Source organism: Bradyrhizobium sp. HKCCYLS3077, assembly GCF_051167555.1.
Lineage (GTDB): Bacteria > Pseudomonadota > Alphaproteobacteria > Rhizobiales > Xanthobacteraceae > Bradyrhizobium.
Window position 1 is genome coordinate 349,620 of record NZ_JBNPTH010000004.1, and the last position, 13,250, is coordinate 362,869.

13 protein-coding genes are annotated in these 13,250 nt (G+C 65.2%); 9 read left to right on the forward strand and 4 right to left on the reverse strand.

All coding sequences use genetic code 11. The features are described 5' to 3' along the window. Positions 1–56: 56 nt before the first annotated feature. Genes ACQR0Z_RS17780 through nthA form a run of 3 tightly spaced genes read right to left on the reverse strand, consistent with a single transcriptional unit; the run spans position 57 to position 1,737 of the window. The gene (locus ACQR0Z_RS17780) at positions 57–446 is read right to left on the reverse strand and encodes a nitrile hydratase accessory protein (RefSeq protein ID WP_434858837.1); all 390 of its coding nucleotides are present in this window, start codon (positions 444–446) and stop codon (positions 57–59) included. Next, the gene (gene nthB / locus ACQR0Z_RS17785) at positions 443–1,102 is read right to left on the reverse strand and encodes a nitrile hydratase subunit beta (protein ID WP_434919508.1); all 660 of its coding nucleotides are present in this window, start codon (positions 1,100–1,102) and stop codon (positions 443–445) included. The genes ACQR0Z_RS17780 and nthB overlap by 4 nt, the downstream gene beginning before the upstream one ends. After that, positions 1,102–1,737, reverse strand: a complete 636-nt coding sequence (nthA, locus tag ACQR0Z_RS17790; RefSeq protein WP_434919509.1) for a nitrile hydratase subunit alpha — start codon at positions 1,735–1,737, stop codon at positions 1,102–1,104. Before nthA ends, nthB begins: the two co-directional genes overlap by 1 nt. Here nthA and ACQR0Z_RS17795 point away from each other — a divergent pair. The 8 genes from ACQR0Z_RS17795 to ACQR0Z_RS17830 all read left to right on the forward strand — a co-directional run bounded on the left by ACQR0Z_RS17795 (position 1,708) and on the right by ACQR0Z_RS17830 (position 10,469). Beyond that, on the forward strand, positions 1,708–1,920 hold the full coding sequence (locus ACQR0Z_RS17795) for a hypothetical protein (RefSeq protein WP_434859256.1): 213 nt from the start codon (positions 1,708–1,710) through the stop codon (positions 1,918–1,920). The genes nthA and ACQR0Z_RS17795 overlap by 30 nt on opposite strands. Before the next feature lie 9 nt (positions 1,921–1,929). After that, on the forward strand, positions 1,930–3,390 hold the full coding sequence (locus tag ACQR0Z_RS17800) for a GH1 family beta-glucosidase (protein ID WP_434919510.1): 1,461 nt from the start codon (positions 1,930–1,932) through the stop codon (positions 3,388–3,390). Between the two features lie 245 nt (positions 3,391–3,635). Beyond that, the gene (locus ACQR0Z_RS17805) at positions 3,636–5,675 is read left to right on the forward strand and encodes a sensor histidine kinase (RefSeq protein WP_434919511.1); all 2,040 of its coding nucleotides are present in this window, start codon (positions 3,636–3,638) and stop codon (positions 5,673–5,675) included. Beyond that, positions 5,672–6,061 carry a response regulator gene (locus ACQR0Z_RS17810; protein ID WP_434919512.1) on the forward strand — a complete coding sequence of 130 codons (390 nt, stop codon included), beginning with the start codon at positions 5,672–5,674 and terminating at the stop codon, positions 6,059–6,061. The genes ACQR0Z_RS17805 and ACQR0Z_RS17810 overlap by 4 nt, the downstream gene beginning before the upstream one ends. Next, a complete protein-coding gene (locus ACQR0Z_RS17815) occupies positions 6,058–7,314 on the forward strand; it encodes an adenylate/guanylate cyclase domain-containing protein (RefSeq protein WP_434877455.1) in 1,257 nt (418 codons plus the stop codon). The genes ACQR0Z_RS17810 and ACQR0Z_RS17815 overlap by 4 nt, the downstream gene beginning before the upstream one ends. A gap of 17 nt (positions 7,315–7,331) precedes the next feature. After that, positions 7,332–8,288, forward strand: coding sequence for an ABC transporter substrate-binding protein (locus tag ACQR0Z_RS17820; protein ID WP_434919513.1), 957 nt, complete (start codon positions 7,332–7,334; stop codon positions 8,286–8,288). Between the two features lie 58 nt (positions 8,289–8,346). Then, positions 8,347–9,330: an ABC transporter substrate-binding protein gene (locus tag ACQR0Z_RS17825; RefSeq protein ID WP_434919514.1), complete on the forward strand. Its 984-nt coding sequence runs from the start codon at positions 8,347–8,349 to the stop codon at positions 9,328–9,330. 197 nt (positions 9,331–9,527) lie between these two features. Then, positions 9,528–10,469 (forward strand): hypothetical protein, encoded by a 942-nt coding sequence (locus tag ACQR0Z_RS17830; protein WP_434919515.1) that lies wholly within the window; start codon positions 9,528–9,530, stop codon positions 10,467–10,469. 53 nt (positions 10,470–10,522) lie between these two features. Here ACQR0Z_RS17830 and ACQR0Z_RS17835 read toward each other — a convergent pair whose 3' ends face one another. Beyond that, positions 10,523–11,344: a hypothetical protein gene (locus ACQR0Z_RS17835; RefSeq protein ID WP_434919799.1), complete on the reverse strand. Its 822-nt coding sequence runs from the start codon at positions 11,342–11,344 to the stop codon at positions 10,523–10,525. Between the two features lie 618 nt (positions 11,345–11,962). Here ACQR0Z_RS17835 and ACQR0Z_RS17840 point away from each other — a divergent pair. After that, positions 11,963–13,195, forward strand: coding sequence for an ABC transporter substrate-binding protein (locus ACQR0Z_RS17840; RefSeq protein WP_434919516.1), 1,233 nt, complete (start codon positions 11,963–11,965; stop codon positions 13,193–13,195). The last annotated feature ends 55 nt before the right edge of the window (positions 13,196–13,250 follow it).

Here is a 13,250-nt window from a genome sequence, read left to right on the forward strand (position 1 = left end):
CCGTCAAAGGCCGGGCATTCTGCTCACCGATCATTAAGCATCGGCCGTGCGATGACTCACGCGGCGAAATCCTCGGGCCTGAGCTCGATCGGCTTGCCGTGCGGGGTGCGATCGGCGGCGTGGTCCCAGGCGTCGCGATAGCGCGTCAGCGTCTCGGGAGAGGCCAGTCCCTTCTCCGCGACCAGCCGCTCGAGCGTCGCCAGCCAGTGCCGGTAGTAGGTGTCGCCGCAATCGGCATCCCCGGCGCTCTGCGCACGCGCAATCTCCTCGGCCAGCGCGGCTGCCCATTCGACCCAGGTGAAGAGGCCTCGCGCATGCAGCGTCACCGCCATGGCAAAGGCGTGGGCCTCCCACGGCTCGCGAAACACCGGCCCGTCACGGTCGATCGGAAGGTCGGGCAGGGCGCGCACAGCGGCGAGCGCCGCCTCGCGATCGGGCGTCGTCATGCGCGCTCCAGATAGGGCTCGAAGGCGTCGACGGTCACCTCCAGCAGCGGATCCGGCGCATCGGTCCAGAGCTCGGCGCCGTTGAACGACACCGTGTAGAGCCATTGCGGGTCTTCGCCCTTGCCATGCGCGTTGCTGTCCGGAAACACGTGCATGCCCCTGACCGCATCGATGCGGCCAATGTGGCCGCGGACGTAGCGCGGCAGCCGCGTATGCGTCCCCGGATGGATATCCTTGGCGCGAACGCGATCGCCGACGGTGAAGAGCGCGGGCTTGGTCGCCTGGCGCTCCGTCGGTCCCCCGCGCAGCAGGGTCGGGCCGACGGCGTCGGCGGTGAGAATCCTAGCGACGGGCTGCGCCGGATGCAGCGCGCGGCCGGCGGCGATCTCGTCGGCGTCGACGAGATGCCGCTCCTGCATCAGCCGCTCGATGCCCGCGAGCCAGATCTGATAGTAGCTCTTGCCGAGGTAATCATCCGGCGCGCGGTTCTCGCGCGCGAAGCGCGACATGTCGATGTTCCAGCCGCCGGGCGTCGCCATCGCGAGCGTCAGCGCAAAAGCGCGGCGCTCCCATTCGGCGTGAAACACCGGTTCGTCCGGCTCCGGACGCACCGGACCGAATCCTGCGACGCCGCCCATGTCATGCGCGCCATCCATCAGCGTCCAGCCTCGTGCGGTTGCTTCGGCAGGCCGGTGCCGATCATGCTGTCTCGGGTGACGAGCTCGGCGAGCTGCTCTTCACTCCAATGATCGGTGCCGGCCGGACGCATCGGCAGCACGAAATAGCGCACCTCGGCGGTCGAATCCCAGACGCGAATCTTGGTCGACGGCGGCAGCTCGAAGCCGAAATCCTTCAGCACGCCGCGCGGATCCCTGACCGCCTTGGCGCGATAGGGCGCGGACTTGTACCAGACCGGCGGCAGGCCGAGCACCGGCCAGGGATAGCAGGAGCACAAGGTGCACACGACCATGTTGTGCAGCTCGGGCGTGTTCTCGACGGCCACGATGTGCTCGCCCTGCCGGCCGGCATAGCCGAGCTCGCCGATCGCCGGCGTGGCATCGGCCAGCAGGCGCGCGCGATACGCCGGATCGCTCCAGGCGCGTGCGACGACCTGCGCGCCGTTGCGAGGCCCGACCTTGCTTTCATAGGTCTCGATCAGCACGTCGAGCGCGGCCGGATCGACATACCCCTTCTCGGTCAGGATGCTCTCGAGGGCGCGGACGCGCAGCTCGGTCTCGGACAAATCCGAGTGATCATGCGAATGGTCGTGATGGTGATGGTGATCGCTCATGACGCGAAAATACGGGGATCGCCGGGCAGTGTCGAGCCAGCGGTCGTTGGAAATCTGACGGTCGCGCGCGGCGCGCTGCGCTGCAACTTCTTTTCGGCGGGTTCCGCAGGTTCAAATCCGCCGCAGGATGTGGTTCCTAGGGTTTTCGTCCGCCCGTCGGCGGCTCAAGCGCCGGAGAATTGAGGTTCATCAATGCCGAATGACGTCTCTCGCCGTGATCTTGCAAAGCTGGCCGGACTGGCTGCCCTGGGGGCGGCCGGCGGCCCGGCGCAGGCGGAGGAGGGCGCCGTGAAGGAGGACATGGGACGCCGGTTTCCGGCGGATTTCGTCTGGGGCACGGCGACCTCATCGTACCAGATCGAGGGCGGCGCCAATGCAGACGGCCGCGGCGCGTCGATCTGGGACGTGTTCACGCATCGGCCGGGCAACATCGAGGACGGCAGCACCGGTGACGTCGCCTGCGACCATTACAACCGCTACAAGGAGGACGTGCGGCTCATCAAGGAGCTCGGCTGCCGCGCCTATCGCTTCTCCATCGCATGGCCGCGGCTGTTTCCCGATGGCGGGACGAAGCCCAACCCTAAGGGCCTCGACTTCTATCAGCGCCTCGTCGACGAACTGCTGGCGAACGGCATCACGCCCTACGCGACGCTGTATCACTGGGACCTGCCGCAGGCGCTGCAGGACAGCGTCGGCGGCTGGCGCTCGGCGGAGACGGCGAAGGCCTTTGCGCACTACGCCGGCTACGTGGCGCAGCATCTCAGCGACCGCGTCAAGACCATCTTCACGATCAACGAATGCGGGCGCTTCATTCCCTTCGGTTACGGCCTCGGCATCGACGCGCCCGGGCTGAAGCTGCCGCCGCAGGAGGTCAACCAGGCGCGGCATCACGTGGCGCTGGCCCATGGTCTCGCCGTGCAGGCGATCCGCGCCGGCGGCCGCGCCGGCACGCAGGTCGGCATGGCCGAAAACATCACAGCGTGTTTGCCGGCGATCGATACCGCGGAGAACATCCGCGCCGCGGAGATCGCGACGCGCGAGATGAACGCCGGCTTCCTCAACGTGATCCTCGAGGGCCGCTACACCGATGGCTTCCTGGCCTGGTCGGGCAAGGACGCGCCGACATTCACCGCCGACGAGCTGAAGATCATCTCATCGCCGGTCGATTTCGTCGGCCTCAACATCTACGCGCCACAGGCCTATGTCGTCGCCTCCGAGCGCGCGCCGGGCTTCGACGTGCTGCCGATGCCGGCGTCGTTCCCGCATATGAGCTCGCCCTGGCTGCTGGTCGGCCCGGAGACCGCCTATTGGGTGCCGAAGCTCGCGGCGAAGATCTGGAATTTGAAGACCATCTACATCACCGAGAACGGCACCTCGTCGGACGACAGGATGACGGCGGACGGCAAGGTCCACGATCTCGACAGGGTCATGTATCTGCGCAACTACCTGGCCCAGTTGCAGCGTGCGACGTCGGAGGGGGTCCCCGTGAAGGGCTATTTCCTCTGGAGCCTGCTGGACAATTTCGAGTGGGTGTTCGGCTACAAGCAGCGCTTCGGCGTCTATTACGTCGATTTCGACACGCAGGTGCGAACGCCCAAGCTGAGCGCGTCCTATTATCGCCATGTCATCACGCGCAATGCCGTGAGCGCCTGAGCGACAGGCAGTTTCGGCATCAAAATACCAGTGTCGCTGCCGGCCGCGCTCCTGGGCCGGCAGCATCCTCGCTGCTGCAGACCAAAAAATTGCGCGGATCCCGGGTGAACGCTGCGGCGGAGCATGCTAGGATTCCAGCGCAGATGTGATGGAAAGACAGCAGTGCCGCGATCGGTCATGAGCAACCAACTATCAATGGTTGCCGGCAGTCATTGGGCTCGTCTTGTAGTGACAATGACCGAGCAATGACGATCTCGCTGGAGTCGGATCCGTCGCGGCGCCGGGAGCTCGGCGCGCTCGCCGAGCCAGCGGCGAAGCCCGAGACGGGCTGGACGATACGCAGCCGGCTGTTCATCAAATACGTCGCGCTGTTTGTCGGCGTCGTGGCCGTGGCGTTGCTCTCCAACGGCCTCTTCGAGGTGATCCTCTATTACCGGGAGCACAAGGCGGCGCTGATCCGCATTCAGCACGAGCAGGCCGAAGCGGCCGCCGCCAAGATCAGCCAGTTCATCAAGGAGATCGAGAGCCAGCTCGGCTGGACCGTCCAGTTGCCATGGTCGACTAGCTCGACCGAGCAGCGGCGGTTCGATGCCCTGCGGCTGCTGCGGCAGGTGCCTGCTATCACCGAGATCGCTCAGGTCGATTCGACGGGACGCGAGCGGCTGCGCATTTCACGGCTCGCGATGGACGTCCTCGAAAGCGGGCAGGACTTCTCGAAGGATCCGAGGTTCACCGAGGCCGTCGCCAACAAGGTTTACTACGGTCCGGTCTATTTCCGCCGCGAGTCCGAACCCTATATGACGCTCGCGCTCGCTGGGACCCGCAAGGATTCCGGGGTCACGATTGCCGAAGTCAATCTCAAGCTGATCTGGGACGTGGTCTCGCAGATCAGGGTCGGCGAGCACGGCCAGGCCTATGTGGTCAGCTCGCAGGGACGGCTCATCGCGCACCCTGATATCAGCCTCGTTCTGCGCAACACGGACATGTCGGGGCTGCCGCAGGTGCGCGCGGCCTTGAGCGGCGGCATGGTTGGCGACGAGTTGCAGGACGAGCCGAACATCCAGGGACAGCGGGTGCTCACGGCGTCCGCGCCGATCGCGCCGCTGCGCTGGACCATGTTCGTCGAGCTGCCGGTCGAGGAAGCCTACGCATCGCTCTATGCAGCGCTCAAGCGCCTTGCGCTGGTGCTGCTGACCGCCTCCGTGTTCGCGGTGCTGGCCGGAATATTCCTGGCGCGGCGCATGGTCGGGCCGATCAGGGTTCTCGGCGCGGGCGCGGCCAGGATCGGCAGCGGCGACTTCTCGCAGCAGATCTCGATCAGGACCGGTGACGAACTCGAGGGGCTCGCGCACCAGTTCAACGACATGGGCGCAAAGCTGCAGGAGTCCTACGCCGATCTCGAGCGCAAGGTCGAGCAGCGCACCAACGAATTGTCGCGCTCGCTCGATGAGCTCCGCGCCGCCCAGGACCGGCTGGTGCAAAGCGAAAAGCTCGCCTCGCTCGGTCAGCTCACCGCCGGCATCGCGCACGAGATCAAGAATCCGCTGAACTTCATCAACAACTTCTCGTCGCTCTCGGCCGAACTCATCGACGAGCTGAACGACATTCTGCAATCCGCTGAACTGGATCAAAAGACCAGGGACGAGGTCGCCGAGCTCACCGAGATGCTCAAGGGCAATCTGGCGAAGGTGGTGCAGCATGGCGGCCGCGCGGATTCGATCGTGAAGAACATGCTGCTGCATTCGCGGCAGGGTGCCGGGGAGCATCGGCCCGCCGAGATCAATGCGATCCTCGACGAGAGTCTCAGTCTCGCCTACCACGGCGCGCGCGCGGAAAATCCGGCCTTCAACATCGATATCAAGCGCGACTTCGACCCGGCTGCGGGAATCGTCGGCTGCTATCCGCAGGAGATCACCCGCGTCTTCCTCAATCTGATCTCCAATGGCTTTTATGCGGCCGTCAAACGCAAGCAGTCCGAAGGCGAGGCCTTCGCGCCGATGCTCACGGCGATGACGATCAACCAGGGGTCGACGGTCCAGATTCGCATTCGCGACAACGGCACGGGTATCCCCCGGGACGTTCTCGACAAGATCTTCAATCCATTTTTCACGACCAAGCCGGCCGGCGAAGGCACCGGGCTCGGTCTGTCGATGAGCCACGACATCATCGTCAAGCAGCATGGTGGGCAGATCGACGTCGATACGCGACCGGGCGAGTTCACGGAATTCATCATCACGCTGTCCCGCACTCTCCCGGCGCACGATACCATTGGAGCTAAGACGTGAGCGTTTACATTCTCGTCGTCGACGACGAGCCGGACGTCGAGCCGCTGTTCCGTCAGCAGTTCAGGCGCGACCTCCGGTCAGGACGTTTTCAGATGGAGTTTGCAGCCTCTGCGGCCGCAGCGCTGCAAAGGGCCGACGAGTTGCGCGATGCCAGCCTGGTGCTGATCCTCTCCGACATCAACATGCCCGGCATGAGCGGGCTCGACATGCTGCCCGTGGTCCGCGCGCGTCGGCCCGACGTGCCGGTCATCATGATCACGGCCTATGGCGACGTCGACACAAGGAAGAGGGCGCTCGAACACGGGGCCGAGGGGCTGCTGACCAAGCCGATCGACTTCGCCGTGCTCCGGCGCGAGATCGACGCGCGATTGGGACAAACCGCATGAGCACGACGGTTCTGTTCGTCGATGACGAGCCGGATCTCGAGGCTCTGGTCCGGCAGAAATTTCGCAGGCAGATCCGCGAAGGCACGGTCACCTTCATGTTCGCCCGCGACGGCATCGAAGCGCTGCAGACCGTGGAGCTGCATCCCCAGATCGATCTGATCGTCTCCGACATCAACATGCCGCGCATGGACGGACTGTCGCTGCTGCAGAAGCTGCAGGAGGCGGAGGACAAGAAGTCGACCATCATCGTGTCCGCCTATGGCGACATGAGCAACATCCGCACCGCGATGAACCGCGGCGCGTTCGATTTCCTGACCAAGCCGATCGATTTCGCTGATCTGGAAACGACGATCGCGAAGACCTTCAGGCACGTGGAGACCTTGCGTGACGCCCGTCGCCGGCAGGCCGAAGCCGAGCGCGCGCACGCATCGCTGTCGCGCTACTTCTCGCCGGAGATTGCCAAACGGCTGGCCGCCGCCCACGAGGCCGGCGCGGACGGAATGGGCGTGCAGTGGCGGGACGTCGCCACGATCTTCACCGACATCACCGGCTTCACCAGCCTCGTCGAGACGGCTTCGCCGGAGATGCTGGGCGAGCTTCTTAACGCGTATGTCGGAGGGATGACCGAGGTGATCTTCGCGCATGACGGCACGGTCGCGAAGGTCATCGGCGATGCCATCCAGGTGCTGTTCAATGCGCCCGGCGAGCAGCCGGACTACGCGGCCCGCGCCATCGCGTGCGCGCTCGATCTCGACACCTGGGCGGAGCAGTTCCGCGAGCGCTGGAGCGCGAAGGGGATCGCGTTCGGGACCACGCGCATCGGCGTCCACGCAGGCCCGGCGCTGGTCGGGAATTTCGGCGGCCAGCGCTTCTTCGACTACACCGCCTATGGCGACACCATCAACACGGCCGCCCGGCTGGAGAGCGTCAACAAACATTTTGGAACGCGCATCTGCGTCAGCGCGGCGGCGGCGGATGCGACGTCAGCGTTCCAGGGGCGGCCGGTGGGCGATCTCGTGCTGCGCGGCCGCAGAGAGCCGCTCCGCGCCTATGAGCCGCTGCGGCCCGAGGTTTTCTCCGCCCCCTTGACCGAACGCTATCGCGAGGCCTTCGCCAAGCTGGAAGCCGGGGACGCGACGGCGATGGCGGCCTTTGCGGCTTTGGTCGGCACCAACGCCGATGATCCGCTCGCGGGCTTTCATCTCAAGCGGCTGCTGAACGGCGGCAAGGGCGTTCGCATGGAGCTGGGCTAGGGCGCAGCATGAGCAACGTGTCCAGACGACATTTCCTCGCCATTCTCGCCGCAGCTCTCTTGCCTATCCGCATCCGTGCCGAGCAGCGGCCGCCACGCGTCGGCGTGCTGATGCTCGGCGAACCGAGCCCTGTCCTGTTCCTGGAGCAGCTTCGCGAAGGTCTGCGTGAGCTCGGCTATATCGAGGGGCAGAGCATCCATCTGGAGCTGCGCGATGCCGGCGGCTCGCTCGAGAGATTGAAGGTCGACGCGCGCGAGCTCGTCGATCTGAGGGTCGATGTGATCGTCGGCTTCCAGACGCCGGCGGTGCTTGCCGCGAAGGAAGCAACGACAGCGCTGCCGATCATCATGTGCCCCGCCGCCGATCCGGTTGCGACCGGACTGGTCGCGAGCCTCGCTCGTCCCGGCGGAAACCTGACCGGCGTCACGACGGCAACGGCGGAACTCGCGGCCAAGGCGCTCAGCCTGATGAAGGAAGCGCTGCCGACCATCCAGCGGGTGGGGGTGATCGGCAACGAGCTCGATCCATTCCACGCTCCCTTTGCCGAATCCGTGATCGCCGCGGCGCGCGCGCTCGCGCTGGAGCCGAAGCTGGTCCTGGCACGCGGCGGACAGGACCTGCAGCGAGCCTTCGGCGATGTCGTCGCGAGCGGTGCCGAGGCTGTGATGGTCCAGCCGAGCCTTCCCCGTGAGAGATCGACGCAGGCGGCCATCGAGGCGCGACTGCCGCTGGTGGTCGCGAATGCGGAGTTCGGCAGGGTCGGCGCGCTGATCGCCTATGGGGTGGACATCGGCGCCGTCTACCGGCAGTCGGCCGGCTTCGTCGACAAGATCATCAAGGGCCGGCGGCCGGCCGATCTCCCCGTCGAGTTCGCGACCAAGTTCTTGCTTGTGGTCAATCTCCAAACCGCGCGGTTGCTCGGCGTCTCGCTGCCGCCCAGCCTGATCGCGCGGGCCGATGAGATCGTCGAATGACCCCAAGACCGTTCAACCAAATGCCAGGACCAATCCCAGCCCGGATGCACGGAGAGCCATGATGCGACGTCGAGACCTGATCGCCGGACTGGGCAGCACGGCGCTCGCGTGGCCGCTCCCCGCGCTTGCGCAGGCGGCACCAGCGCGCATCGGCCTGCTGTTCGCCGGCGCGGATGGCTCGCTGGTCTCCAGCAGCTTCATCGATCAGATCCGCGCCAGCTTGCGGAGCGCGGGCCTGAACGAGGGCCGCGACTATCAGTTCGAGAAGCGCTTTGCCAACGGCGACTACGCGCGTTTTCCGACGCTCGCCGCCGAACTGGCGCAGACTGGGGTGAAGCTGGTGCTTCCCAACACGATTGCCGCCGTCAGGGCCGCGCAGAGCCTGTCGCCGCCGCGGCCGATCGTCATGGTGGCGATCAACGATCCCGTGGGAGCGCGGCTGATCGCAAGCCTCGCTCGCCCTGGAGGGCATACGACAGGCGTCTCAACCCTGGTCGAAGACCTGACGCCCAAGATGCTGGAGTATCAACGCACGCTGGTGCCCCGCGCGAAAACCCTCGGCATCATCGCCAATCCGGCCAATCCGTCGAATGCCCTGATGCTCGACGGATTTCGCACCCGTGCCGCCGCCTTCGGGATGTCAGTCCATGGCGTGCCTCTCAGCCTGCCGGCAGACATTGACACGGCGTTTGCGGCCTTGGCCGCAGCCAAGCCGGATGTCATTCATCTTCTCTCCGATGCCGCGAATATCGACCTCAGCGACCGGGTCGTCGCCTTTGCCAAGTCGCAGCGCATCCCGGTGCTGTCGACCTTTCCGCCGATGGTCGGTCTCGGATGCCTGCTCGCCTACGGGCCGCCGTTCGAGAAGCTTCTCAGCAGAGTCGGCTACTATGTGAAGCGAATTCTGGAAGGCGCCGAGCCGGCCGAACTGCCGGTCGAGCAACCCACCGAGATCGAGCTTTGGCTCAACTCCAAAACTGCGGACGACCTTGGGCTGGCGATTCCCGACAGTCTGCTGGTTGCTGCCAACAAGGTTATCTAGTCCAGCGGGACGCGACGACAGCGCGGCGTGGGCCGCGCACCTGGTCCCACCCCTTGGCTCCCGCTTCAACCGCGCAACACTGGCGCGGAAAGCACACCACCTGCGACGATTTTGCGCGCGTGAAGATTTGAAGGCGAAAGGACAGCCGAATTGACGTAAACCGATGGCTGCGTGATCCACAAGTGAGACTGTTGTCCATGTCAGTATCTGTCGTTCGTTCGCCTGTCGGCCGTCTGTGCGCTGGCGCCCTGTTCTGTGTCCTCAGCGCGATCGGGAGCTCTGCGAGCGCGCAAAGCGATGCGGCCAAGCCGGCCACCGAGCAGCCTGCATCCGCCGCTGCCGACAAGCCCGCTGAATCCGAGCAGAAGCCTGCGGCCACCGAGGCCAAGCCGGCAGAGCAGGCGGCCGAGAAGCCCGCCGCGGCCGTGGAGCCGGAAAAGACGACGGACAAGCCAGCCGAGCCTGCTGCCGCCGCCGAGGCAGCCAAGCCCGTGCCGGTCGCACCGGCGGACAAGGCTGCGGCCGAGAAGCCGGCGCCGACCGACAGCGCCGCTGAGGCCAAGCCGGCAGAACCCAAGGAGGAGGCGAAGTCGGAGCCCAAGGTTGAGCCCAAGGCCGAGACGAACGCCGCCGAGTCCAAGGCGGAGGCCAAGCCTGAGCTCAAGGCCGAGCCGAAGCCCGAAACGGATGCGGCTCAGAAGCCGGCCGTGACCGAGGCGAAGCCAGCTGATCCGGCGCCCGCCGCCGCCAAGGACGCGGCTGCGCCTGAAAAGGCCGAGGCGAAGTCTGACGACAAGGCCGCCGAAACCGGCAAGCCGGCTGTGGCTGCGCCGGCCGAGGCCAAGAAGGCCGAGCCGCCGGTCTCCGTGCCCGCTGCTGCGGTGACCCCGCCAGCCGCGCCCGCAAAGGCCGACATCAAGCAGGACTCGGCTGGCGCATCAGATAAGGCCGAAGCGCACCGCCATCACCGGCATGCGCATGACGACGACAAGCCTGCCAAGCATAAGCACCGCGCCAAGGCGAAGAGCGAAATGAAGCGCCACGCGCGGAGCGGCCGCAATTGCAAGAGCTTCCGCACCTATGACGCCGAGAACGGCACATATCGCGGCTACGACGGCCGCGTGCATCGCTGCTCATGACGCCCTGATCGAGAGCATCGGCAGCGGCTATCGTCCGCTGCCGATCGCACCGCTCAGCGCGGCATCGGCGGCTGAATGCCGGAGGTGTTGCGGGTCAGGAACGTGCCGAAGGCCGAACCCTGCTGCTGTGGCGGCCGGGCCATTCCGGTGGTCGTGCGTTGGGGCTGAGGCGTCACGACGATCTGTTGCGGCGGGGCAGGCGGCGCCGCCGCCCCGCGCGCCTGTGCCGCCTGGTTCGACATTCGCGACACCAGGCGCATCAGCTGATCCTGGCCGGCCTGCAGTTGCTCGATCGCGCGCGTATGGTCGCGACTCGCCTGATCCTGCGTCGACTTGATCTGCTCGATGCCCTGCTGCAGTTCGGCAATGTCGCGGGCCATGCGCTGCATCAGCGTGCCCGGCTCGCGCGCCGCGCCTTCATCGCTGCCGTGCAGCGAGGCATTCGACATCATCGCGTCCTCGTTGCCCTGCTGCGCGGACGCCTCGTCCTGGGAAGCTTCGCTGTTCGAGCCGGGCATCCAGCGATCCATCAGCGCCGTGCCGGCTTCGCGTTGCGACCAAGCGACCGAGCCGCCGACCAGCACGACGAGCAGGGCGAGGCCCACGGCATTGCGCCCGCGCAGCTTGCCGAGCGGCGCCTTGATGCGCGACCAGCGGCTGCCCGTCGCGAGCTGCGCATCGCTCGTGCTCACTGCCGCCGCGGCATCTGCGGCCACGCCAGGCTTCTCGATTGCCGCCAGCCGCGTATCGATGCGCGTCAGCACCTCGCGGAGCACGCGCCGATACAGTTGATCGTAGCTCGTCTTCTCGGGTCTCTCTGGGGCGATTCCGATCTCGTTCGGATCAATCTGTTGCACATTCTGTGTGGATTGCATTGGAGATCCCCAAACCCTGTACGCCCACCGCCGACGCTGTTTTGTCTTTGAATTTTCAAACGTGACTCGACCCGCCGCTTTGGCCGAAAGCAAGACAGCGTCGTGACGAGGAGGGGGCCTTTTCGGAGAATCACGCTTCGTTGCAGAGCATGCCACCGCACATCGAAGGGGCAGATCGATCTTCTCGGTATTATTTAACCGCTCGACCTCGGGTTGCCGATGAGGCCGGAGTGATTGCAATTCCGCGCGCGGCATCCTGCGCAATCTCCGCAGGAGTGCTGCGTCAAAAAACGCATCTCACCCCATCGCGCCCCGATGAATTGCCATTTTTCAGAAATGCTCAAGTCCGATTCTGTCACTCAAGTGAACTGTTCCCAACTCACAAGTAGTTCCAGCAAATGTGCGCCGGCCGGAAATTAGTTCCAATTCCAAAACTCATCAGCTGTGCCCGGGAAGCGAGCGCACCGTGCTGCGTTGCGATGGTGCAAGCTCTGCAATGTGCGCGCAATCACAATGCGCTGAACGCAGAACAAACCTAACGTGTGCTGCTTGCTCGCTGGCATGTGGGAGACCAAAGTCGCGGCTGCCCGTCAGAGGCATAAGGATTCGGGAGGTTATATGATTTCGCTCAAGTCATTCTTGCTTGCGAGTTGCGCAACTGCGCTCGTGTCGTCGGCCGCTCTCGCCGCTGATCCCATCAAGATCGGCGTCATCGCCGAAGCGCAGGCCGTCGCCGGTTCATCGATTGCTCCTGCAGCGCAGCTGGCGGCCGAAGAGATCAACGCCAAGGGCGGCGTCGACGGGCGGAAGATCGAGATCGTCGTCTATGACAATCACTCGTCTTCGGCGGAATCGGTCCGCGCGTTCCAGCGCGCGGTCAGCGAGGACAAGGTCAACGCGGTCATTGCCAGCTACATCTCCGAGGTGGTGCTCGCGCTGGAGCCGTGGGCAGGGCGCCTCAAGACGCTGATGATCACCCCCGGCGCGGCGTCCGACGTCATCACGCAGAATATCGCCAAGAACTACGACCAGAACAAATACACCTTTCACGGCTATCTGACCTCGACGTCGCTGGCCGGACTCGTCTGCGACGCAGCCAAGGACCTTCTCGTCGAGCCCTACAAGATGAAGACCGCCGTGATCATGAGCGAGGACGCGGCGTGGACGACCCCGCTCGATGCCGGTTACGAGAAGTGTCTGCCCGAGATCGGCGTCAAGGTCGTCGACCACATTCGCATGTCGCCCGACACCACCGACTTCACCCCGATCTTCAACAAGATCGAAGCCCTGAAGCCAGACGTGATGATCACCGGCATCTCCCATGTCGGCACCCAACCCACAGTGCAGTGGAAGAGCCAGCAGGTGCCGATCCCGATGTTCGGCATCTCCTCGCAGGCGACCAACTCGACGTTCTGGAAGGACACCAACGGCGCCGTCGAGGGCGTGATGTTCAACGCGGTGTCGGGCCCGGGCGTTGCGGTGACGCCGAAGACGCTGCCTTTCGTCGATGCCTATCAGAAGAAGTTCGGCAACATCCCGTCCTATGCCGGCTACACCTCGTATGACGACGTCTACATGATCGCGGATGCGATCCATCGCGCCGGGGGCACCGATCCGGACAAGATGGTCGAGGCAATGGAGGCGACCGACTATGTCGGCACGATCGGCCGCGTGGCGTTCAAGCCGAAGGGCGATCCAAACCCGCATGCGCTGCGCACCGGCAAGGGCTACATCACCGGACTGATGCTGCAATGGCAGGGCGGCAAGCAGGTCAATGTCTGGCCCAAGGAGCTCGCCGCGGGCACCGTGACCTGGCCGTCCTTCATCAAGCTCAAGGCGGCCAGCAACTGACGCATCACAGGGCCGCTCCGGGAGGGGCGGCCCATTTTCATGGTGCCTCAGTTCG